General features: G+C 61.9%; 22 protein-coding genes. 11 read left to right on the forward strand and 11 right to left on the reverse strand.

The window, feature by feature from the left end:
• Window positions 1-18: 18 nt before the first annotated feature.
• From P1U48_RS07880 to P1U48_RS07900, 5 genes are all read right to left on the reverse strand, one after another.
• The gene (locus P1U48_RS07880) at window positions 19-1,611 is read right to left on the reverse strand and encodes an ABC transporter ATP-binding protein (protein ID WP_301068396.1); all 1,593 of its coding nucleotides are present in this window, start codon (window positions 1,609-1,611) and stop codon (window positions 19-21) included.
• Window positions 1,608-2,489, reverse strand: coding sequence for an ABC transporter permease (locus tag P1U48_RS07885; RefSeq protein ID WP_301068397.1), 882 nt, complete (start codon window positions 2,487-2,489; stop codon window positions 1,608-1,610). Before P1U48_RS07885 ends, P1U48_RS07880 begins: the two co-directional genes overlap by 4 nt.
• Window positions 2,486-3,433, reverse strand: coding sequence for an ABC transporter permease (locus P1U48_RS07890; protein WP_301068398.1), 948 nt, complete (start codon window positions 3,431-3,433; stop codon window positions 2,486-2,488). The genes P1U48_RS07885 and P1U48_RS07890 overlap by 4 nt, the downstream gene beginning before the upstream one ends.
• A gap of 148 nt (window positions 3,434-3,581) precedes the next feature.
• Window positions 3,582-5,072, reverse strand: coding sequence for an ABC transporter substrate-binding protein (locus tag P1U48_RS07895; RefSeq protein ID WP_301068399.1), 1,491 nt, complete (start codon window positions 5,070-5,072; stop codon window positions 3,582-3,584).
• Window positions 5,073-5,111: 39 nt separating this feature from the next.
• Window positions 5,112-6,398 (reverse strand): acetylornithine deacetylase/succinyl-diaminopimelate desuccinylase family protein, encoded by a 1,287-nt coding sequence (locus P1U48_RS07900; protein WP_301068400.1) that lies wholly within the window; start codon window positions 6,396-6,398, stop codon window positions 5,112-5,114.
• Between the two features lie 78 nt (window positions 6,399-6,476).
• Here P1U48_RS07900 and P1U48_RS07905 point away from each other — a divergent pair, with 78 nt between their 5' ends.
• Together P1U48_RS07905 and P1U48_RS07910 are read left to right on the forward strand one after the other, a co-directional pair.
• The gene (locus P1U48_RS07905; protein WP_301068401.1) at window positions 6,477-7,094 is read left to right on the forward strand and encodes a PAS and helix-turn-helix domain-containing protein; all 618 of its coding nucleotides are present in this window, start codon (window positions 6,477-6,479) and stop codon (window positions 7,092-7,094) included.
• A gap of 67 nt (window positions 7,095-7,161) precedes the next feature.
• On the forward strand, window positions 7,162-7,917 hold the full coding sequence (locus tag P1U48_RS07910; protein WP_301068402.1) for a phytanoyl-CoA dioxygenase family protein: 756 nt from the start codon (window positions 7,162-7,164) through the stop codon (window positions 7,915-7,917).
• 104 nt (window positions 7,918-8,021) lie between these two features.
• Here P1U48_RS07910 and P1U48_RS07915 read toward each other — a convergent pair whose 3' ends face one another.
• The 5 genes from P1U48_RS07915 to P1U48_RS07935 form a co-directional block, all read right to left on the reverse strand.
• Complete coding sequence (locus P1U48_RS07915) at window positions 8,022-8,729, reverse strand: ABC transporter ATP-binding protein (RefSeq protein WP_301068403.1); 708 nt, start codon at window positions 8,727-8,729, stop codon at window positions 8,022-8,024.
• On the reverse strand, window positions 8,726-9,499 hold the full coding sequence (locus tag P1U48_RS07920) for an ABC transporter ATP-binding protein (RefSeq protein WP_301068404.1): 774 nt from the start codon (window positions 9,497-9,499) through the stop codon (window positions 8,726-8,728). Before P1U48_RS07920 ends, P1U48_RS07915 begins: the two co-directional genes overlap by 4 nt.
• 3 nt (window positions 9,500-9,502) lie before the next feature.
• Entirely contained in the window at window positions 9,503-10,768 is a 1,266-nt protein-coding gene (locus P1U48_RS07925; protein ID WP_301068405.1) for a branched-chain amino acid ABC transporter permease, read from the reverse strand.
• Window positions 10,765-11,697 (reverse strand): branched-chain amino acid ABC transporter permease, encoded by a 933-nt coding sequence (locus P1U48_RS07930; protein WP_301068406.1) that lies wholly within the window; start codon window positions 11,695-11,697, stop codon window positions 10,765-10,767. The genes P1U48_RS07925 and P1U48_RS07930 overlap by 4 nt, the downstream gene beginning before the upstream one ends.
• Before the next feature lie 116 nt (window positions 11,698-11,813).
• Window positions 11,814-13,046, reverse strand: a complete 1,233-nt coding sequence (locus P1U48_RS07935) for a branched-chain amino acid ABC transporter substrate-binding protein (RefSeq protein ID WP_301068407.1) — start codon at window positions 13,044-13,046, stop codon at window positions 11,814-11,816.
• Between the two features lie 143 nt (window positions 13,047-13,189).
• Here P1U48_RS07935 and P1U48_RS07940 point away from each other — a divergent pair, with 143 nt between their 5' ends.
• From P1U48_RS07940 to P1U48_RS07980, 9 genes are all read left to right on the forward strand, one after another.
• Window positions 13,190-14,395: an acyl-CoA dehydrogenase family protein gene (locus P1U48_RS07940; protein WP_301068408.1), complete on the forward strand. Its 1,206-nt coding sequence runs from the start codon at window positions 13,190-13,192 to the stop codon at window positions 14,393-14,395.
• Window positions 14,396-14,407: 12 nt separating this feature from the next.
• On the forward strand, window positions 14,408-15,529 hold the full coding sequence (locus tag P1U48_RS07945; protein WP_301068409.1) for an acyl-CoA dehydrogenase family protein: 1,122 nt from the start codon (window positions 14,408-14,410) through the stop codon (window positions 15,527-15,529).
• Between the two features lie 30 nt (window positions 15,530-15,559).
• Window positions 15,560-16,399, forward strand: a complete 840-nt coding sequence (locus P1U48_RS07950) for an SDR family oxidoreductase (RefSeq protein WP_301068410.1) — start codon at window positions 15,560-15,562, stop codon at window positions 16,397-16,399.
• On the forward strand, window positions 16,396-16,857 hold the full coding sequence (locus tag P1U48_RS07955) for a MaoC family dehydratase (protein ID WP_301068411.1): 462 nt from the start codon (window positions 16,396-16,398) through the stop codon (window positions 16,855-16,857). The genes P1U48_RS07950 and P1U48_RS07955 overlap by 4 nt, the downstream gene beginning before the upstream one ends.
• Complete coding sequence (locus P1U48_RS07960; protein ID WP_301068412.1) at window positions 16,854-17,111, forward strand: hypothetical protein; 258 nt, start codon at window positions 16,854-16,856, stop codon at window positions 17,109-17,111. The genes P1U48_RS07955 and P1U48_RS07960 overlap by 4 nt, the downstream gene beginning before the upstream one ends.
• A gap of 16 nt (window positions 17,112-17,127) precedes the next feature.
• Entirely contained in the window at window positions 17,128-18,330 is a 1,203-nt protein-coding gene (locus P1U48_RS07965; protein ID WP_301068413.1) for an acetyl-CoA C-acyltransferase, read from the forward strand.
• A gap of 88 nt (window positions 18,331-18,418) precedes the next feature.
• Window positions 18,419-19,087, forward strand: a complete 669-nt coding sequence (locus P1U48_RS07970) for a histidine phosphatase family protein (RefSeq protein WP_301068414.1) — start codon at window positions 18,419-18,421, stop codon at window positions 19,085-19,087.
• Window positions 19,088-19,099: 12 nt separating this feature from the next.
• Window positions 19,100-20,128, forward strand: coding sequence for a phosphotransferase family protein (locus P1U48_RS07975; protein WP_301068415.1), 1,029 nt, complete (start codon window positions 19,100-19,102; stop codon window positions 20,126-20,128).
• Window positions 20,129-20,153: 25 nt separating this feature from the next.
• Window positions 20,154-20,585 (forward strand): PaaI family thioesterase, encoded by a 432-nt coding sequence (locus P1U48_RS07980; RefSeq protein ID WP_301068416.1) that lies wholly within the window; start codon window positions 20,154-20,156, stop codon window positions 20,583-20,585.
• Window positions 20,586-20,594: 9 nt separating this feature from the next.
• Here the strand turns inward: P1U48_RS07980 and P1U48_RS07985 are convergent, their stop codons facing one another.
• Window positions 20,595-21,032 (reverse strand): GNAT family N-acetyltransferase, encoded by a 438-nt coding sequence (locus P1U48_RS07985; RefSeq protein WP_301068417.1) that lies wholly within the window; start codon window positions 21,030-21,032, stop codon window positions 20,595-20,597.
• Window positions 21,033-21,073: the final 41 nt, after the last annotated feature.

Below are 21,073 nucleotides of genomic sequence, written 5' to 3' on the forward strand. Positions count from 1 at the left end.
TGCCATCCTGCGCCCTCCTCAGGCGGCGGTGCTGTCGGGCAGTTTCGGCGCTGCCGCGATCAATTGTTGCGTATAGGGGTGCCGGGGCGCGTCAAACACCTCTGCGGTCGGCCCCTGCTCGACGATCTCGCCGGATTTCATCACCAGCACCCGGTCGGTGATCGAACGCACCACCGACAGATCATGGCTGATGAACAGATAGGTCAACCCAAAGCGCGTCGACAGATCGGCCAGAAGATCGAGGATTTGCGCGTGCACCTGCACGTCGAGCGCTGAAACCGCCTCGTCCAGGATGATCAGATCGGGCTTGATGATCAGAGCGCGGGCGATGGCGATGCGCTGGCGCTGACCGCCGGAAAATTCATGGATGTACTTGTGTTTGTCATCCGCGGTCAGACCCACAGACAGCAGCGCCACATCAATCGCCGCCTCACGCGCCGCGCCCTGCGGCGGGGACTCGAGCAGATGGAACGGTTCGGCAACCAGCCGCGCAACCCGGTGGCGCGGGTTAAAGGACCCGTAGGGGTCCTGAAACACCACCTGCATCCGGCGGCGCACTGCGCGATTCACCACCTGGCCGTCAAACACCGGCTGACCGTCCAGGGTGATCGAGCCGCCCTGCACCTGTTCCAGCCCCAGGATCGCCCGGGTCAGGGTCGATTTCCCGCAGCCGGATTCACCGACCAGGCCCAGGCTTTCGCCCCGTTCCACCGCGAATGACACGTCGCGCACCGCATGGATCACCTGCGGCGGGCCGAACAGGGTCTTGCGTGGCAGGCGGTAGTCGCGGACCACCCGGCGCAGTTCCAGCAGCGGCGGCGCGGCCTGATGCGCGTCGCGGTCCGGGTGATGCGACGACGCCGCCAGAAGCGCCTGCGAATAGGGGTGTTTCAGCGCCGAAAAGATCGCCGGACAAGCCCCGCGTTCGACAACCCGCCCCCGCTGCATGATGACGATCTCATCGGCCATGCCCGCGACCACCGCCAGGTCATGGGTGATCATCAGCATGCCCATCCCGTCCTCACGCACCAGCCGGGTCAGCAGATCCAGGATCTGCGCCTGCGTCGTCACATCCAGCGCGGTGGTTGGTTCATCCGCGATCAACAGCTTGGGGCGCAGGGCGATGGCCATGGCGATCACCACCCGTTGCCGTTGCCCCCCCGAAAGCTCATGCGGATAGCGGCTGAGCGGGAACCGATCCTCGGGCAGTTCGACCCGGTTCAGCGCATCGCGCGCCCGTTTCATCGCCTCGTCCCGGCTGACCGTCTCATGGATCAGGATGGTTTCCGCCACCTGATCGCCAATGGTGCGGATCGGGTTGAGCGCGGTCATCGGTTCCTGAAACACCATCCCGACCTCATTGCCACGCAGGGCGCAGAGCGCCGGTTCGGACAGGGCCAGCATGTCATGGCCCGACAGCGCCACCCGGCCTCGGCACGCGGCACCGTTCGGCAACAGCTGCAGCACCGCAAAGGCGGTCATCGACTTGCCGGATCCGCTTTCACCGATGATCCCGACAATCTGGCCGGGATCGACCGAGAGCGAGACATCGCGCAGGATCGGGGTGCCGTGAATCTCCAGATCGAGGTTCGAAATCGCAAGCAGGCTCATGACCTTGCCCGCCTGAGTTTCGGATCAAACAGATCGCGCAGCCCGTCACCCATCAGATTCAGCCCCAGCACCGTCAACAGGATCGCGAGGCCGGGAAACAGCGCCATATGCGGGGCAAAGGAAATCATCGTCTGGCTGTCGGCCAGCATCCGTCCCCAGGACGGAATCGGCGGTTGCGCACCCAGGCCGACATAGCTCAGCCCGGCCTCGGCCAGGATCCCGAGCGAGAACTGGATCGTCCCCTGCACGATCAGCAGGTTGGTGACATTGGGCAGGATATGCTCAAACGAAATCCGCGCCGCGTTCTTGCCCGCCACCCGCGCCGCGAGCACGAATTCGCGTTGCCACAGGGTCAGCGCGCCGGATCGCGTCAGCCGGGCAAAGACCGGGATGTTGAACACCCCGATGGCGATGATCGCATTCACCGCCGAGGCGCCGAAAGTCGCGGTGATCATGATCGCGATCAGCAGTGCAGGAAAGGCAAAGATCAGGTCATTGGCCCGCATGATCAGCTCATCCAGCACCGAGCCCTTGCGCGCCGCTGCGAACAGGCCCAGCGGCACCCCGAAGGTCATGCCGATGCCCACCGCCACCACCGCGACCGCGATCGAAGTGCGGGCACCAACCATGATCATCGACAGGATATCGCGACCGAAATGATCGGTGCCCAGCCAATGCGCGGCGCTCGGGGTCTTGATCTTGTTGGCGATGTTCAGGGTTTCAATGTCATATGGGGTCCAGATCAGCGACAGCAGCGCGGCGCCGGTAAAGATCAGGGTCAGGACCAGCCCCAGCGCCAGCGACCGCGAGCTGAACACCTGCCGCCAAAGCCGCAGATCGACGCCCTTCGGGTTGATATGGGTGCGCGGATCGCTCATCGCGACGCCCGCAGCCTTGGATCGACCAGCGCATAGGCGATTTCGACGGCGAAATTCACCATCACCACCGCGAACACCAGGAGCATGACCACCGATTCCACCACGATCAGGTCGCGCGACGAAATCGCCTGAAAGATCAGCCGCCCGAGGCCGGGCAGGAAAAACACGTTTTCGATGATGATCGCCCCGGCCAGCAGGAATGAGAATTGCAGCCCGATGATGGTCAGCACCGGAATCAGCGCATTGCGCAGCGCATGGCGGCGCAGCGCCTGGGCGCGGCTCAACCCCTTGGCACGGGCGGTGCGGATGAAATCCTCGGTCAACGTGTCGAGCAGCGATGAGCGCATGATCCGCGCCAGGATCGAGGCCTGCGGCAGCGCCAGCGCGATCGCCGGCAGGGTCAGCGATTTGAGCCCCGGCAGCAACCCTGCCTCCCAGCCTGCAAAACCACCGGCGCCGAACCAGCGCAGGTTGATGGCAAACACCAGCACCATCAGCATCGCGAACCAGAAATTCGGGATCGCAACCCCCAGCTGGGTGATCCCCATGATCAACACATCGGCGAACGACCCGCGCCGTGAGGCCGCCAAGATCCCCGCCGGAAAGGCGATCACCGTGGACAGGGTCAGCGCCATCAGAGCCAGCGGCAGTGACACCTGCATCCGGTCGCCGATCATTTCCGCAACCGGGGTGCGATAGGTGTAAGAGGTGCCGAAATCACCCTGCAACATGCCGCCGATCCAGGTGGAATAGCGCGCCCAGGCGGTGCCATTCAGACCCAGCTGATCGCGCAGCGCCGCCAGCGTGTCCTCCTGGGCATTGACGCCCAGCATATAGGCCGCCGGATCACCCGGCAGCACCTCGATGGCCAGAAAGATCACCACCGACGCCACGGCCAGGCTGATCACCAGCGACACCAGACGTTTCAGGGTATAACGCACCATCCAGGATCAGGATCGCAAGAGAGTGTCCGGCAGGCCGCGCGCGGCGCCCCGCCGATGTCGCGCGATGCGGCGCTCAGCCCTTGCACAGGCTGCGCGCCGCGGGACGGCCGGGGTCACGAGAAGCACGGATGTACCCGGCACGTCAGGGTCACTCGGTCCAGTAGACCGCAGTCATGTCCGCGGCCTGGGTTGGCGCGTTCACCCACATCCCTTCGATCTTGGCATTGGCGACGGTCAGGTAAGGAAGTTCGAACAGATAGGCGTTGACGTAATCCTTGGCGATGATGTCCTGCGCCGTTTTCAGCAAGGCCGAGCGTTTGGCCGGATCGGTTTCAAAATCGAGACTCGTCATCAGCTCCTGGAACGCCGGATTGTCATATTGAAAGTAGTAATCCGGGCGGGCGTAGATGCCGATATCCATCGGTTCGGTGTGCGAAACGATGGTCAGGGCGAAATCCTTGCCCCGGAACGTGCCTTCCAGCCATTGCGCCCATTCGACGTTTTCGATCTGCGGCTCGATCCCGACCTGACGCAGCTGCGCGGCGATGATTTCACCGCCACGGCGGGCATAGGACGGCGGCGGCAGGGTCATCTTGACCTTGATCGGCGTCTTCACCCCGGCCTCTTTCAACAGCGCTTTCGATTTTTCAGGGTCGTAATTCGACAGCGCGGTCAGGTCGACATAGTCCGGGTTGTGCGGCGCGAAATGGGTGCCGATCGGGGTGCCATAGCCGAATTGCGCACCGTCGATGATTTCCTGACGGTTGATCGCATGGGCCACCGCCTCGCGCACCTTGACGTTATCAAACGGCGGCATCTTGTTGTTGATCGCCAGGATGGTTTCGCCTTCGGTCGAGCCAACCAGCACCTTGAAACGCGGATCAGCGTCGAATTGCGGCAGGTTTTCCGGGGCCGGGAAGGCGCCAAAGGCCTGAACATCCTCGGCCATCACCGCGGCAAAGGCGGCGGTCGGGTCGCTGATGAACTTGAACGTCACCTTGTCCAGCTTGGCCGGGGTGCCCCAGTAGTCAGGGTTCTTGACGATATCGATATGATCGCCCTGCACCCAGTTGGCGAATTTGAAGGCGCCAGTGCCGACCGGCATCGTCTTGATGTTCTCAATCGACTCGGGTGCGACGATCACCGCATCGCCCCAGGCCATGTTGAACAGGAAATTGCCCTGCGGCGCTTTCAGCGTCACCTTGACGGTCATCGGATCGACCACGTCGACCGATGCGATCCCGGCGAACAGCGCCTTTTGCGCATTGGCGCTATCCTCGGCGCGGGCGCGGTCGAGACTGAATTTCACATCCTCGGCGTCCATGCTGCTGCCGTCGTGAAACTTGACGCCCTTCGCCAGATGGAAGGTATAGGTCAGCCCGTCGGAGGAGATCTCCCAGCTGCGCGCCAGGCCGGGGATCACCGCCCCGTCACTGGCAAAGCGGGTCAGCCCCTCAAAGATGTTGGAATAGACCACCGCATCAATCGCCCCGGCAGCGGCCGAGGTCGGATCGAGGTGCGGCGGTTCCAGTTGTTGGCCCAAGGTCAGATCGGTGCGCGGCGCGGCCATCGCAAGCGAAGCCGTCACGGCAATCGCCGAGGCGAGTCCGGCGCGGGTCAGAAAGGTAAAGGGTTTCATCGATGGCTCCCTGCTAATGCGCCGCGTCTGAGCGGCGCTTCAAGTCTTTGATCCGAGCAGGGTCAGGAGGCTCAGCCCCATGACCTTTGCGGAATCGACCATATCATCCACGCCGACATATTCATCGGGTTTGTGAGCAAGGTCCAGAATGCCGGGGCCATAAGCGATGCAGTTCTTCAGCTTTCCGATGCGATCTATGTGTTTCTGGTCATAAGTGCCTGGCGAAACCACGTAATCCGGCTCGCGCCCCAGGGTGTCGCGAATCGCCTGGGCGACGGTGCTGACCACCGGCGCGTCGCGTTCGGTCATGGTTGGCAGCACCCGATGCATTTCGCGGATGTCGTAATCGAACCGGGGCCGCCCGGATTTCACCCGCTCCAGTACCTCGGTGACCTCGGCCTGCACATCGTCGATGTTTTCCTCGATCAGAAAGCGCCGGTCGATCACCATCCGGCAGGAATCCGGCACCACCGGGCTGGGCAATCCGGTGCCCGGTTTCAAGATTTCAGACTGGCCGCCATGCAGCGAATTGATGTTCAGCGTCGATTGCTTGGCACCGTCCGGCACCACCGGCATATCGGTGCGTTTGGCCGCCAGCGCCGGGAACAGCGAGGTTTCCATCTCGCTCAGCACCGCGCCCATGTGCCGGACCGCACAATCGCCCAGAAACGGCATCGAGCCATGGGCGATCTCGCCGAATGTCTCGATCTCGGCCCACCAGACGCCGCGATGGCCCAGACAGATCCGATCCTTGTTCAGCGGCTCGGGGATGATCACATGTTGCACCCGGTCGGGGTTGAACCAGCCCTCTTGCGCCAGATAGGCGACACCGCCAAAGCCGCCGGATTCCTCATCCGCAGTGCCGGAAATCTCGACTGCGCCGGCGAAGTCCGGGCAAATTTCGATAAACGCCTCGGCGGCGATGATCGAGGCCGCCAGCCCGCCCTTCATGTCGCAGGCCCCCCGGCCATAGATCTTGCCATCGGCCAGCTCACCGCCGAACGGATCCCTGGTCCAGCCGCGCCCGACATCGACCACGTCGATGTGCGAATTGAAATGCACGCAGTCACCCGGATGCGCGCCCTCGCGCCGGGCGATGATGTTCCAGCGCGGGTATCGGTCGCTGTCGCCGGGGCTGCCATGGGCGCGGACCAATTCGGTCTGAAACCCGCGCGCCGACAGGCGGGCGTCCAGATAGTCGCAAATCTCGCGGTAATTCTCGCCCGGCGGGTTCAGCGTCGGGATCCGGATCAGGTCCTGGGTCAGGGCAATCAGCTCCTCCCGGCGGGAATCGATTGCGCGGGTGAGGTCGGCGATCTTGTCCATGGTGATCCCTTTCAACTGGACCAGCCTGCATGGCTCTCGCTACGGTGTCGATACCGTAGAACCACGGGGCCAACCGCAATGACCGATGACACCAGGCCAGAGTCCACCCTGCCAGCCAATCCCGAATTGATGGCAGTTGAGGCGCAAAAGGCCCTGATTACCGCCTTTGATCAGGCACCGGTCGGCCTTGTTCTGACCGAGGATCGAATCATCCGGATCTGCAACGCCACCTTCGCCGATCTGTTTGGCTGGCCGCGTGAGGCGCTGAACGGGCAGAGCTTTCGCCTGCTCTACGAGACCGAGCAGGAGTTCGAAACCATCCGCGATATCGGCCTCTCGCGGTTGACCCGGGACGGGGTCTATTCTGATGAACGGATGATCCGGCGGCGCAATGGTGACCGGCTTTGGTGCCGGTTCCGGGCGCGCACCCTGACCCCGGACAACCCACTGGCCCGGCTGGTGATGAGCTTTGCCGCACTGCAAATGCCCAGCCCGCAGCCAACCAGCCTGACGGCCCGCGAACGCGATGTGGTGGCGGGCCTGGCGCGCGGCGAAACCAGCAAGGAAATTGCCCAGCATCTGGGCCTGTCACCCCGCAGCGTCGAGGACGTGCGCGCCCGGCTGCTGCGCAAGTTCGGGGTGCGCAACGCCGCCGCATTGCTGACCCGGCTCACTGCCCCCGGGATATCACGATAATCGCAACCCGATGACAACCCCGGTCAGTTTAGCTATCCTCGCCGGGATACCCTAGGGAAAGAAGAAGATGCTACAAATTCCAACACTCGACAGCGACGATCTGACTGCATTCAAACGCGACGGTTACCTGGTCAAACGCGGGGCTTTTTCGCCCGAAGACATGCAGACGATCACCACCTGGACCGAAGAGCTGGTGGCGATGCCCGAAGTTTCGGGCCGGCACTGGGTCTATCACGAGAAAAGCCAGAAAGACGGCGCTGATCTGATCAGCCGGATCGAAAAGATCGCACCGTTTCACGCCGGGTTCGCCGAGCTGACCGAGGCACTCAAGGCGCCGATGGCACAACTGCTGGGCGAACCGGCGGTGTTGTTCAAGGAAAAGGTCAACTTCAAGATGCCCGGTGGCGATGGCTTCAAACCGCATCAGGACAGTCAGGCCGGGTGGTATAATTACGCCGATATGTTCATCTCGGCGCTGGTCAGTATCGACCGGTCAACGCTGGAAAACGGCTGTTTGCAGATGGCCGGGGGCCATCACAAGCAGGGGCTGAAAATGGCCTGGGAACCGTTGAGCGAATCCGAGATGGAGGGGATGGAATTCGTGCCGGTGCCGACCGAGCCGGGTGATGTGATCTTTTTCGACAGCTACGCACCGCATTCCTCGGAGCCGAATCTGAGCGATGACATCCGCCGGATCTATTACGCGACCTATAACGGCGCCTCCAAGGGCGACCACATGATCCAGTATTACGCCGACAAATACGCGAATTACCCGCCCGATATCGACCGGCAGAAGGACAAGGAATATGTGTTCCGGGTCTAGCTGGTCCTGACTGAGCATCACTGCCGGTCTGATGAAAATGAAAAAGCCGGGCGATTTTGGCGCCCGGCTTTGATGTTTTTCTCAGCGCGTCGCAAGCTCCGCAATCAGACCTCAAGCCATTCCTTGCGGATGTCGTCGCGGGTTTTGAAATCCTCCGGGGTGCCGGAATAGACGATTTCGCCATGGCCCATGACATAGACCCGATCCGCGATCTTCAACGCGATCGACAATTTTTGTTCGACCAGCAGGATCGACACGCCGGATTTGGCGATTTCGGCAATCATCTCGCCGACCTGATGCACGATCTTCGGCGCCAGCCCCTCAGTCGGCTCGTCGATGATGATCAGATCCGGGTCGCCCATCAGGGTCCGGCACATGGTCAGCATCTGCTTTTCACCACCCGACAGAACCCCGGCCATATTGTCGGCCCGCTCGCGCAGATTGGGGAACATGTCGAGCATTTGATCGACCGTATATTTACCCGGATTGCGCAGATCCTTGACCCCGAGCATCAGGTTCTGGCGCACCGTCATCGTCGGAAAGATGTCGCGGCTTTCCGGCACATAGCCAAGGCCCAGGCGCGAGATCTTGTGGTTTGGCATGCCACCGATCTCTTGCCCCTTGAAGCGCACCGACCCGACCGGCGCCACCTCACCCATGATCGCCTTGGCGGTGGTCGAACGGCCCACGCCATTGCGACCCAGAAGCGCGATGACCTCGCCCGGCATGATTTCCATATTCACGCCGTTCAGAACATGGGACTTGCCGTAATAAGCGTGCAGGTCGGTGACCTGAAGCATCGGTTCGCTCATGCGCTTGCTCCCTCGATTTCATCAGCTTCCTCGCCGAGATACGCTTCACGCACCTTGGGATCGCCGCGGATTTCCTCGGGCTTGCCGGTCGCGATGATCTCGCCATAGACCAGAACCGAAATCCGGTCAGCGAGGCCAAAGACCACGCCCATGTCATGTTCGACGATCAGCAGGGTCTTGCCCTTGGACGCCTTTTCGATCAGGGCCACCGCCCGGTCGGTTTCCGAATGCGACATGCCGGCCGTCGGTTCGTCCAGCATGATGACCTCGGCGCCACCGGCGATGGTGATGGCGATTTCCAGCGTCCGCTGATCGGCATAGGGCAGCAGGGCCGCAGGCAGGTTCGCCTTTTCGAGAAGCCCCACCTCGTTAAGGATGTGGCCGGTCTTTTCCTGAACTTCCTTCAGATTGCCGACATTGCGCCAGAAGGAATAGCCATAGCCCAACGACCACAGTACCCCGCAGCGCACGTTTTCGCGCACCGACATGTTGGAAAAGATGTTCGACACCTGGAATGACCGCGACAGCCCCATGCGGTTGATTTCGAACGGACGTTTGCCCGAAATCGTCTTGCCATTCAGCTGCACTTCGCCGTCGGACAGGGAATAGAGCCCCGACACCAGGTTGAAGAGGGTCGATTTACCGGCCCCGTTGGGGCCGATGATCGCGTGTTTTTCGCCCTTGGCGATATCCAGATCGACACCCTGGATGATCTTGGCCGGACCAAAACTCTTGTGGACGTTGATCAGTTTCAATGCGCTCTGCGTCATGGCTTAGGCCTCCTCATACTTGGCCGCGGCGTGGCGCATTAACACCACACCTGCCGCCAGCGGCACAAAGGCCAGGATCCAGGTCAAGATACTGGTGTGCGACAGCGCCAGCCCGAAGGGTTCAAACACTTCGCCATAGCCATCCGACCAGCGGAACGCGACTTCGACGATGATGATAATCGATACGATCATCAGAACCACGCCGCTGACCTGCCAGGCCCATTTGCCAAAGACCTCGGATCGGTTCGGGGAACGGACGCCGCGCCAGAATCCGAACACCAGACCGGCGATGCCATCGGGCACGAACATCACCACGCAGATGAACATCAGGCCAAGGTAGAGCAGCCAGCCCGCCGTGTAATCAGACAGATTCGAGCCCATATAGGTCATCACGATAGCGCCCATGATCGGGCCGCTGAAATAGCGGATCCCGCCGACATAGGCCGCGATCAGGATCGCACCGGAGGGAATCAGCGACAGATTTTCGGGAGTAAAGATCTCGTCCTGAACCGACGACATGCCACCGGCCATCCCGGCGAAGGCCCCGGCAAAGATGAACACCAGATAGCGCACCCGGGTCGGGTTGTATCCGATGAACTGCACCCGTTCCGGATTGTCGCGTGTCGCCTCGGACAATTTGCCCAGTGGTGTGCGGGTAAAGGCAAACATCGCCACCACGCCGAAGAACGTCCAGAAGGCGATGAACCAATAGACATCGGCGAGCGGCCCCAGCGACAGGCCCAGAAAGTCCGGCCCCGCCATGCGGTCGCCGGAAATGCCCATCTCGCCACCAAACAGCGAATCGAACATGAACGCGCCGGCAGACATCAGTTCGGCCACCCCGAGCGAGATCATCGCAAATGCCGTGCCCGCGCGTTTGCAGGACGGCCAGCCAATCACGGCACCGGCAGCGGCCCCCATGGCAAAGCCGAATATCGGCATCGAAAAGACCGGCAGGTTGCCCCAGAAGCCGCCATCCGCCGCGTCGATCCAATTGAGGATATGCACACAGAAATAGCCGCCAAGGCCCAGATAGACCGCATGGCCAAAGCTCAGCAGACCGGCCCGACCCAGCAGCATGTTATAGCTGAGCGCAAACACGATGTTGATGCCGATATGGTTCAGCAGCGTCATCGTGGTGCGCGATGGCCCAAAGAACGGGATCGCCACCAGCACCATCCCGAACAGGATGAACGGCAACACCCGTTCGCGGAATTTTGCGCTGGCCGTCGGGCCAAGCGCGGCGGGGTTGATTGAAACCTCGGTCATACTTCACGGTCCCCCATAAGCCCGGTCGGTTTGACGATCAGGATTAGAACGAGCATCAGGAACGGCAGCATCGGCGCCAATGAGGCGATGGTGATCCCGCCCACTTCCGACGTCGCCGTCATGCCGAGGAATCCGAAGATGTCGGCGAAGGACGCGTTAATCGACACCGCTGAAGTTTGCAGAATGCCGATCAGCATCGCCGCAACAAATGCACCCTCAAGACTGCCGAGACCGCCAACCACGACCACAACAAAAACGATTGGCCCCATTTGCACCGCCATTGCGGGATCGGTGATGAAATAATTGCCGCCGATCACCCCGGCGAGGCCGGCCAATGCACAGCCCGCGCCGAAAACGCCCATAAACACCAACGGCACATTGTGGCCCAGATGGCCAACCATATGTGGATGGGTCAGCGCCGCCTGAATGATCAGACCGACACGGGTTTTCTTGAGCAGATACCAAAGCGAAACCAGCATGAAGATCGAAACGAACAGAATAAAGATCCGGTAGGCCGGGTAATTCGATCCGTAAAGCGTGAACAAAGTGAAATCGAGGCTTTCAGGAACCTTATAATTCACCGAGGTCCGCCCCCAGATGATCTTGACCACTTCGTCAATCAGATAGGCCAGGCCAAAGGTGAACAGCAGCTCCGCCACATGGCCGTTGGCATGCACCTTGCGCAGGCCCCAGCGTTCGACACCCATGCCGACCGCACCGACCAGTATTGGCGCCAGCAGCAATGCGAGCCAGAAATTGGTGACTCCCATGATGGTATAGGCGCAATAAGCGCCCAGCATGTAAAAGCTGGCATGCGCAAAGTTCAGAACGCCCATCATCGAAAATATGAGTGTCAGCCCACTGGACAGCATAAAGAGCAAAAGCCCGTAAATTGTGCCATTCAGCAGGGAAAAAACGATCGTTTCCATGATCTTCCCCGTGGACCCCAAGGCCCGATCTGCGTGTCGTGGATCACCCTGACCAAAGGGCGCCACGTCCGAATCGAACGTGGCGCCCTTGTCAAAGCTAACTCAGAACCAGCCTCTTACGGGCGTTCCATCTTGCAAGTGGTCGGCTCTTCGGCCGAAGCAGCCGAGACCGAGCCGCCGTCCACGAGCTTCCAGCCGAGCTTGATGTTGTCGACGCCATATTTCACATCATCAGACACGGTGGAAATGTAGAGGTTCTGCTGGGCCTGGTGATCTTCGGCACGCATGGTGATGGGACCATAGGCGCCATTGATCGAAAGGCCTTCCAGGGCGTTGGCAACGGCGATCGGATCTGTCGATCCGGCTTTCTCGGCCGCAGCTTTCAGCATGTCCACCGCCAAGAAGGCGCGGTGGTAGTAGTAGTCATAGTCGGGGAACCGGTCCTTGTATTCCTCGATCAGAGCATATTGCTCCGGCGAGGCTTCCAGGTTGGTGATGCCCTCGTTCACTTGGTAAAGCGTGCCCATGGCCCCCTCGCCCAGTGCCGCAACCGCACCCACCGAGCCGCCGTAGAAGGTCAGGAAGGGGATGGTCAGACCGGAATCTGCCGCCGCTTTGACCAGCAGAACCATGTCTTGGCCCCAGTTGCCGGTGATGACAGCCTGAGCGCCGGAGGACTGGATTTTCTGGATATAGGGGGTGAAATCTTTCACCTTGCCCAGCGGGTGCAGTTCGTTGCCGACGATTTCAATGGCACTGTTCTTTTCGCCCAGCTGTTTGACGGCTGCAGCGGCCACGGCTTCACCAAAGACGTAATCCTGGCCGATCAGATAGACTTTGTTGATGTCACCACGCGCCAGAATGTAGTCGGTGATGGCGTTCATTTTCATATCCGCATGCGCGTCAAAGCGGAAATGCCAGAACGAGCAGGCTTCGTTGGTAAACGCAGGCGTCACAGCGGCGTAGTTGAGGAACAGCACCTCTTCGCCAGGGTTGCGCGCGTTATGCTTGCTCACCGCATCAATAATTGCGGCAGACACGGACGACCCGTTGCCCTGGAAGACATAGCGCACCCCCGAATCGATGGCTTTTTGCAATTGCACCAGCGATTCCTTGGGGCTGATCTTGTTGTCGTAGCCGGTCAATTCGACCTGCTCGCCATTCAGACCACCAGCGGCATTCAATTTCTCGAATGCCAACTTGTAGGAAGTGAACGCAGCATCGCCCGAGGGGCCAAACGGACCCGAAAGCGGGTCGATGAACGCGATTTTGACATCAGCTGTGGCGGCGCTAGCCAATGCCACAACAGAGACAGTTGCCGCAAGAACGGCCCGTTTAATGTTGGTCATGTAATCCTCCCATATCGGAAAACCCAATTCTCCTGACGAGGCTCTCCTTGCCGTTGATGAAAAGGTCTGCTAGCCCCGTTGTCAAGCAAGTAGCGAAATTAAATTCTGCACTGCAGAAATAATTCACGCCAGGGAGGAGCTACATGGCCGCTTTCAGCGACAAGCCGGAGGTATTCCGGACCGAAATTTCAGCCTTTATCAATACCAATTGCCCGGCAGTCTTGCGGGAAATGCCTGCAGATCAAAGGGAAATCTGCTGGGGCGGCAAACGCTGGACCTTTACCTCGGATGCGCAGCGCGACTGGCTGACGGCCTGCGCCGCCGCCGGGTTGACCGCCCCCCGCTGGCCCGAGGCTTACGGCGGCGCCGCATTGAGCCGCGAGCAGGAAAAGGTCTTCCGCGAGGAAATGGCCCGCGCCAAGGCGCCTTCGCCGCTCGAATCATTTGGCCTCTGGATGCTTGGTCCGGCACTTCTTGCCTTTGGCACCGAGGCCCAGAAAACCCATTTCCTGCCGCAGATCACCCGCGGCGAGATCCGCTGGTGTCAGGGCTATTCCGAGCCCGGTGCCGGATCGGATCTGGCCGGGGTGCAGACCCGCGCCGAGGACAAGGGCGATCATTGGCTGGTGAACGGCTCAAAGATCTGGACCTCTTACGCCAACCATGCCGACTGGATCTTTGCGCTGGTCCGCACCGATCGCGAAGCGCCCAAGCACAAGGGCATCAGCTTCATGCTGATCGACATGGAATCCGAGGGCGTCAGCACCAAGCCGATCAAGCTGATATCCGGCAATTCGCCATTCTGCGAAACCTTCTTTGACAATGTCAAAGTGCCGAAAAGCTATGGCGATGACATGTCGTCTATCGTTGGCGAGCAGAACCGCGGCTGGGACGTCGCCAAGCATCTGCTGACCCACGAACGCACGATGATCGGCGGCGGTGGATCCGGGGCGGCCAGCGGGGTTCTGGGTGGCCGGTCCCTGGGCAATTTCCTGAGCTCGCTCGAAGACGGGGTGATGGCCGATCCGGTTATCCGCTCTGATGTGATGGAACTTGAGGTCGACAGTCTGGCGATGGGCATGACTCTGGAGCGCTACAAGGACATGGCCAAGACCGGTGGCGTCGGCCATGCCAGCGCGATGCTGAAATACTACGGCACCGAGCTCAACAAGCGCCGCTACGAGCTGTTGATGTCGATCACCGGATCCGAGGGCGTCGAATGGGACGGACCGCACGGCACGCTGGCGCCGGAATGGCTGCGCACCAAGGCCAACTCGATCGAAGGCGGCACCAGCGAGGTGATGCTCGACATCATTTCGAAACGTGTCCTCGAACTGCCCTACAAGTAAGGAACCGCCCGAATGACGACTCTGATGCTGACCGAGGATGAAACCATGCTGCGCGATGCCGCGCGCGGATTTCTGGACGAAAACGCACCGGTCAAGAACCTGCGCGACAACCGTGATTCCGGCCGCGCCTTTGATCCGGGCCTGTGGCGCGAGATGGCGCAGATGGGCTGGGCCGGGGTGCTGGTGGCCGAGGATGCGGGCGGCTCCGGCATGGGTCACCGCGCAGCCGGGATTCTGGCCGAGGAAATGGGCCTGACCCTGGCCGCCTCGCCGTTCATCTCATCCGCAGTGATCGCCGCCACCGCCCTGCGCGGCGCCGCGACCAACCGGCTGAGCGGCATCGCCGATGGCTCTTTGCTCTATGCGCTGGCGGTCGATGAGGGCAGCAAGCACAACCCCCAGGGCACCGCGCTACAGGCCGAGAAAAGCGGCAACGGCTTTCGCCTGACCGGCACCAAGACCTTTGTCGCCGATGGCGGCAGTGCCAACCGGGTGCTGGTGCTGGCCCGCACCGCCGGGGCCCCGGGCGAGGCCGACGGCCTGACCCTTTTCGACATCGACGCCACACGCGCCGGGCTGACCCGCCAGGGCAAAGCCACCGTCGACAGCCGCGACCATGCGCAGCTCGACTTTGCCAATGTCGAGGCGACCGGCGACGATGTGGTCGGCGAAGTTGACGGCGGCATGGCGGCGGTCACGGCAGCGCTGAACGCCGGACAGGCGGCAGTGTCGGCCGAATTGACCGGCCTCTGCGCTGGTGCCTTTGCGATGACCACAGGCTATCTCAAGGAGCGCAAGCAATTCGACACGATCATCGGCACCTTCCAGTCGCTTCAGCACCGCGCTGCACATATGTGGAGCGAGATTGAAGTGACTGCCTCAGCCATAGCCAATGCCGGTAGAGTCCTCGACGAAACGCCCGCCGAGTCGGAGCTTGCCGTGTCCATCGCCAAGGCGCGCGCCACCAAGACCGCCAAGCTGGTGGTCAGCGAGGGCGTGCAGATGCACGGCGGCATTGGCATGACCGACGAATTCGATATGGGCTTTTTCATGAAACGCGCCCGGGTGGGTGCGGAATGGCTGGGTGACTACGGGTTTCATGCCGCGCGGGTCGCCCGCGCACGCGGGTTCTGAGAACAGGCTCGCTGGGGAGGAGACCCGAAAATGACACCTGACAAGCTTTTTGACCTGACTGGCAAGATCGCCCTGATCACCGGCGGCGCAACCGGCATCGGTTACTACGCCGCCGAGGGGCTGATGGGCGCCGGGTGCGATGTGATGATCGCCTCGCGCAAGGCGCGCAGCTGCGAAGGCGCCGCCGAACAGCTGAACCAGCTGGGCCTGCCCGGCAAGGCCGTGGGCTTTGCTGGCGATGTCGGCTCGATGGAAGGGGTCGAGGCGCTGGTCGCCGAGGTCTCCAAACGCACCGACAAGCTGCACATCCTGATGAACAACGCAGGCAAGACCTGGGGCGCGCCGCTGGAAGAATTCCCCTGGGACGGCTGGAGCCGGGTGATGGATGTGAACGTCACCGGCATGTTCCACCTGACCCAAAAGATGCTGCCGCTGCTGCGCAAGGCCGGCACTGCCGAGGATCCGGCGCGGGTGATCAACACCGGCTCGATCGGCGGCTGGCAGCCACGCGGCGGTCAGGCGTTTTCCTATTCGGTGTCCAAGGCCGCGGTGCATTTCATGACCGAATCCCTGGCCGGGCGGCTGGCGCCGGAACATATCACCGTAAACGCCATCGCCCCGGGACCGTTCATGTCGAAAATGATGGCCTTTGCCATCGGCACCGAGGAACAGCGCGCCACCGCTGGGGCCAGCTTGCCCCTGGGCCGGGTCGGCACGCCCGAGGATATCCAGGGCGCGGTGCTTTACTTCGCCTCGCGTGCCGGGGCCTATGTGACGGGCCACACGATCCCGGTTGCAGGCGGCGCCAACGCAGGCATTCCAGTCCCCTATGACCGGGTCAAGGCAACGACAGTCGTGGATGACGAATGACGCGAGACGAATTGAAAGCCATGGTCGGGAAGCAGGTCGGGACCTCGAAATGGGTCCTGATCGACCAATCCCGGATCGACAAATTTGCCGATGTGACCGAAGACTGGCAATATATCCATGTCGATCCCGAACGGGCGAAAGAAACCCCGTTCGGCAGCACAATCGCCCATGGCTTTCTGACGTTGTCGATGCTCTCGGCGATGGTCTATGACGGCGGGCCGCAGCTGGACGGCGTGGCGATGGGCGTCAACTATGGCTTTGACAAGGTGCGCTTTGTCTCGCCGGTCAGGGAAGGCAGCCGGGTGCGCGCGGTCTTTACCCTGGCCGATTACCAGGACAGGGGGCCGAACGAGGTGCAGACCACGCTCGGCGTCACTGTGGAAATCGAAGGCCAGGACAAACCGGCGCTGGTCGCCGAATGGCTGGGCCGCCGCTATTTCGAAGGAGACGCCGGATGAGCATTTCTCTTGACGGACCGGCCGCGATTGTCCCCGGCGCGGGTGGCGGCGGCTTTGCCGAATACCGGTACTATGAAACCCCCGGCGTCGCCCTTGGCGATGACGAACGTGACCCCGACAGCTTCGCCACCCGGATGGCTGATATCCGCAGCGAGGCCAGACAGCAGGTCATGCCGGGCGCCTTTGCCCAGACCCAGAAATATGCCCGGATGGCCGCGAAAAACCGCGGCATCGAGCTTCCAAGCAGAGATTGAAAGAGGAGAGACTTCAATGCGTGACGCAGTCATCGTTTCAACCGCGCGGACCCCGATCGGCAAGGCCTTTCGCGGCGCGTTCAACAACACCCAGGCGCAGGCCCTGATCGGCCACGCGGTCAAGAACGCGGTCAGCCGCGCGGGCCTTGACGGCTCAGAGATTGAGGACTGCATCGTCGGTGCGGCCCTGCAGCAGGGTTCCACCGGGTCCAACATTGGCCGTCAGGCGGCGATCCGCGCCGGTCTGCCGACCAGCGTCCCCGGCATGTCGATGGATCGCCAATGTGCCTCCGGCATGATGGCGATTGCCACGGCGGCCAAGCAGATCCTGTATGACGGCATGCAGATCGCCGTCGGCGGTGGCGTCGAATCGATCAGCCTGGTGCAGAACCAGAACATCCGCACCGACCGGGCGCGCGATCCCTGGATCACCGAACACACCCCGGCGCTCTATATGTCGATGCTGGAAACCGCCGAAATCGTCGCCGAACGCTATAACGTCAGCCGCGACGATCAGGACGAATATTCGGCCCGGTCGCAGGCTCGCACCGCCGCCGCACAGCAGGCTGGCAAGTTCGACGACGAAATCGTGCCGCTGACCACCACCATGGGCGTGATGGACAAGGAAACCAAAGAGGTTTCGTTCAAAGAGGTCACGCTGGAAAAAGACGAGGGCAACCGCCCCGGCACCACGCTGGAAAGCCTGCAATCGCTGGCACCGGTGTTCAAGGATGGCCAGGTCGTCAAAGAAGGCAAGTTCATCACGGCCGGTAACGCCAGCCAATTGTCCGACGGCGCCTCGGCGGCGGTGATCATGGAGGCCAAAGAGGCCGAAAAACGTGGGTTGCAACCGCTGGGCCGCTACGTCGGCGTGATGGCGGCAGGCGTCGAGCCGGATGAGATGGGCATTGGCCCGATCTACGCGGTGCCGAAACTGCTGGAAGTGCATGGGCTGAAGATGGACGACATCGGCCTCTGGGAACTGAACGAGGCCTTTGCCTGTCAGGTGCTGCAATCAGCCCGGGTGCTGGGCATCCCGGACGAGATCCTGAACGTCAACGGCGGCGCGATCTCGGTCGGCCACCCCTATGGCATGTCGGGCGCCCGGATGGTTGGCCATGCGCTGATCGAGGGCAAACGCCGTGGCGCGAAATATGTCGTCTGCACCATGTGCGTCGGCGGCGGCATGGGCGCGGCAGGTCTGTTCGAAGTTCTCTGAACCAGTCCAACGCCCGATAAACTCGACAAATGTTCAAAGCAGCGGGGCCTTCGGGCCCCGCTTGCGCCCCAACTGACCTAGGATCCCGATGTCTTCTCTCTTCCTCGTCCGCCACGGCCAGGCCTCGTTCGGCGCTGCCGACTACGACGTTCTGTCCCCGACCGGCCACAAACAGGCCGAAGCTGTCGGCCGTGCCCTGGCCGCGCAAGGCGTCAAGCCAGCGGCATTCATCATGGGCGACATGCGCCGCCACCGTGAAACGATGGCGGGTATTCTGAAGGGCATGGGCCTGAGCGAGGTCGAGCCCGAAGTGCACCCCGGCCTCAACGAATACGATTTCGGCGCGCTCAACGCTGCCAAGCTGCGCGCTGCGGGGCTGGACCCAGCCACCCCGATCGACCGGCGCACCTATTTCCGCACCCTGCGTGACGTCGTGCAGGAATGGCACCGCGACGAAATCCCGAACCCCTACGAAACCTACGGCGCCTTCCGCGACCGGGTCGAAGCCGCCCGGAAGTTCATCATGCGTGACGGGGTCGAGACGGTCCTGGCCGTGTCCTCGGGCGGGGCCATCGGCCAGATGATCGCCCGCGCCCTTGACGCGCCGCCGATCACCCAGGTCAAACTGCAATTGCAAATGAAGAACTGCGCGGTCAATCGCTTCGTCTACTCCACCCGCAACATGTATCTGCACGGGTTCAATGAAACCCCCCATATCGACGCCTCGAACGAGGCCAACATGCTGACCTATTCCTAAGGGAGCCCGAGAATGGCCAATTCTGACCCGACCAAGCTGGACATCGCCGCCGTCGAAAAATACCTCAGCGACCGGATCGAGGGATTTTCCGGCCCGCTGACCGCCGAAAAGTTTGCCAATGGCCAGTCGAACCCGACGTTCAAGCTGACCAGCCCCACCGGCCAATATGTGCTGCGCCGCAAGCCGCCGGGGGAATTGCTGAAATCCGCCCATGCGGTGGACCGTGAATTCCGGGTGCAATCGGCGCTCTGGACCACCGATGTGCCGGTGGCCAAGATGTATTTCTTGTCGGATGACGACAATGTCGTCGGCTCGCAATTCTATGTGATGGAGGCGGTCGAGGGCCGCAATATCAACGCCCCGAGCATGCCCGAAGTTCCGTTTGAGCAACGCAAGCTGATCAACCGCGAAATGGCGCGGGTGCTGTCCTGCATCCATGGCGTTGACCTCGCCGCTGTCGGCCTCTCTGATTACGGCCCCGAGGGCAATTACTACCGCCGTCAGATCGACCGCTGGACCAAGCAGTACCGCGCCAGCCAGACCGACGATCTGCCCGAGATGGAAGAGCTGATGACCTGGCTCGACACCAACATTCCCGCCGAAGACGGGCTGCGCACCCTGGCGCATGGCGATTACCGGATCGACAACATGCTGTTCCACAAGACCGACCCGCGCTGCGTCGCGGTGCTGGACTGGGAGCTTTCGACCACCGGCCACCCTTACGCCGATGTCGCCGCCGTCATCATGCAATGGCAGATGCCCGAGGAAAGCCGCGGCCTCGCCGGGGTCGATCGCAAGGCGGTCGGCATCATGGAAGATCAAGAATTCATCGATGCCTATTGCGAAGAGCGCGGAATCGCGGAAATTCCGCAATTCAACTTCTACCTCGCCTTCACTTTCTTCCGGATGGCGGGCATTCTACAAGGCATCAAGAAACGGCTGATCGACGGCACCGCATCGAACCCGCAGCGCGCCAAACAGGCCGCCGAAGGGGTGCCGGAATTCGTCGCAGGTGGGCTCGCTGCCGCCCGCGCGCTGTAACGCCAACACGTCCCGGAGGACAGGAATGAAAGACTCGCATCTCGACCCGGATTTGGTCGAGGATACCTATCCGTTTCAGGACCATATGGGATTCCATCTGGTCGCCTGGGAGCCGGATTACGCCCGTTTTGAACTGCCCGTAAAAACCTTTTTGAACAACCGTTACGGCATTCTGCATGGCGGGGTTTATGCGGTGATGTGTGACACGGTCATGGGCTTTGCCGGCTGTTACACAGGTGACCCTGAGGACCGCAAAAAGTGCATGACCCTGTCGCTGAACGTGAATTACATCGCCCCGCTCAAGGGCGAGACCCTGATCGCCGAGGGTTTTCGCACCGGTGGCGGGCGCAGCTCTTATTTCGGTGAGGCCAAGATTACCGACGAATTGGGCAATCTGGCCGCCACCGGAAACGGGGTGTTCCGCTATCGCTCCTCCAGCGGGGTGCCGCGCGGCTAACCCCGGCCGTCAAAGCGGTTTTTCCATGAACACCCGGGCCCCGTCACGCCCGGTTTCACACCAGCCCAGATGCCGGTAAAGCCGCAGGTTTTCCGGCATTTCGGCATGGGTGGCCAGTCCGATCACCGGCCTGCCCGCCGCGCGCGCCAGGGCCTCGGCCTGCGCGATCAACGCCGCGCCAAGGCCCAGACCACGGCACCCCGGGTCGACCGCGACATTGGCCAGATGCGCGCGATCCGGTTCCAGGACCAGAACCAGCCCGCCGACGACGCCCCCCGGCGACTCCGCCACCCAGACGATATGCGCGGCAATGTCTTCGGCCAGCCCCGTCGCCACCTCCGGCAGATCGGGGATCCGGGCGACATAGGCGGCATAGGCCCGCTCGAAACAGGCGCTGAGCGGCGCCGCATCTGCGGGCGTGGCCCGGCGTAAGGCAAAGGCTGTCATCGTTCCGGGCTCGCACAACAAGGTTCGTCGCGCAAGCCTCC

This window comes from Pseudooceanicola sp. (genome assembly GCF_029213205.1).
Classification (GTDB): domain Bacteria; phylum Pseudomonadota; class Alphaproteobacteria; order Rhodobacterales; family Rhodobacteraceae; genus Pseudooceanicola.

What these genes read in the sequence shown, in the direction of transcription:
- P1U48_RS07880 (WP_301068396.1), bottom strand. Translation starts at nt 1,611, where the DNA reads ATGAGCCTGCTTGCGATTTCGAACCTCGATCTGGAGATTCACGGCACC.
- P1U48_RS07885 (WP_301068397.1), bottom strand. Translation starts at nt 2,489, where the DNA reads ATGAGCGATCCGCGCACCCATATCAACCCGAAGGGCGTCGATCTGCGG.
- P1U48_RS07890 (WP_301068398.1), bottom strand. Translation starts at nt 3,433, where the DNA reads ATGGTGCGTTATACCCTGAAACGTCTGGTGTCGCTGGTGATCAGCCTG.
- P1U48_RS07895 (WP_301068399.1), bottom strand. Translation starts at nt 5,072, where the DNA reads ATGAAACCCTTTACCTTTCTGACCCGCGCCGGACTCGCCTCGGCGATT.
- P1U48_RS07900 (WP_301068400.1), bottom strand. Translation starts at nt 6,398, where the DNA reads ATGGACAAGATCGCCGACCTCACCCGCGCAATCGATTCCCGCCGGGAG.
- P1U48_RS07905 (WP_301068401.1), top strand. Translation starts at nt 6,477, where the DNA reads ATGACCGATGACACCAGGCCAGAGTCCACCCTGCCAGCCAATCCCGAA.
- P1U48_RS07910 (WP_301068402.1), top strand. Translation starts at nt 7,162, where the DNA reads ATGCTACAAATTCCAACACTCGACAGCGACGATCTGACTGCATTCAAA.
- P1U48_RS07915 (WP_301068403.1), bottom strand. Translation starts at nt 8,729, where the DNA reads ATGAGCGAACCGATGCTTCAGGTCACCGACCTGCACGCTTATTACGGC.
- P1U48_RS07920 (WP_301068404.1), bottom strand. Translation starts at nt 9,499, where the DNA reads ATGACGCAGAGCGCATTGAAACTGATCAACGTCCACAAGAGTTTTGGT.
- P1U48_RS07925 (WP_301068405.1), bottom strand. Translation starts at nt 10,768, where the DNA reads ATGACCGAGGTTTCAATCAACCCCGCCGCGCTTGGCCCGACGGCCAGC.
- P1U48_RS07930 (WP_301068406.1), bottom strand. Translation starts at nt 11,697, where the DNA reads ATGGAAACGATCGTTTTTTCCCTGCTGAATGGCACAATTTACGGGCTT.
- P1U48_RS07935 (WP_301068407.1), bottom strand. Translation starts at nt 13,046, where the DNA reads ATGACCAACATTAAACGGGCCGTTCTTGCGGCAACTGTCTCTGTTGTG.
- P1U48_RS07940 (WP_301068408.1), top strand. Translation starts at nt 13,190, where the DNA reads ATGGCCGCTTTCAGCGACAAGCCGGAGGTATTCCGGACCGAAATTTCA.
- P1U48_RS07945 (WP_301068409.1), top strand. Translation starts at nt 14,408, where the DNA reads ATGACGACTCTGATGCTGACCGAGGATGAAACCATGCTGCGCGATGCC.
- P1U48_RS07950 (WP_301068410.1), top strand. Translation starts at nt 15,560, where the DNA reads ATGACACCTGACAAGCTTTTTGACCTGACTGGCAAGATCGCCCTGATC.
- P1U48_RS07955 (WP_301068411.1), top strand. Translation starts at nt 16,396, where the DNA reads ATGACGCGAGACGAATTGAAAGCCATGGTCGGGAAGCAGGTCGGGACC.
- P1U48_RS07960 (WP_301068412.1), top strand. Translation starts at nt 16,854, where the DNA reads ATGAGCATTTCTCTTGACGGACCGGCCGCGATTGTCCCCGGCGCGGGT.
- P1U48_RS07965 (WP_301068413.1), top strand. Translation starts at nt 17,128, where the DNA reads ATGCGTGACGCAGTCATCGTTTCAACCGCGCGGACCCCGATCGGCAAG.
- P1U48_RS07970 (WP_301068414.1), top strand. Translation starts at nt 18,419, where the DNA reads ATGTCTTCTCTCTTCCTCGTCCGCCACGGCCAGGCCTCGTTCGGCGCT.
- P1U48_RS07975 (WP_301068415.1), top strand. Translation starts at nt 19,100, where the DNA reads ATGGCCAATTCTGACCCGACCAAGCTGGACATCGCCGCCGTCGAAAAA.
- P1U48_RS07980 (WP_301068416.1), top strand. Translation starts at nt 20,154, where the DNA reads ATGAAAGACTCGCATCTCGACCCGGATTTGGTCGAGGATACCTATCCG.
- P1U48_RS07985 (WP_301068417.1), bottom strand. Translation starts at nt 21,032, where the DNA reads ATGACAGCCTTTGCCTTACGCCGGGCCACGCCCGCAGATGCGGCGCCG.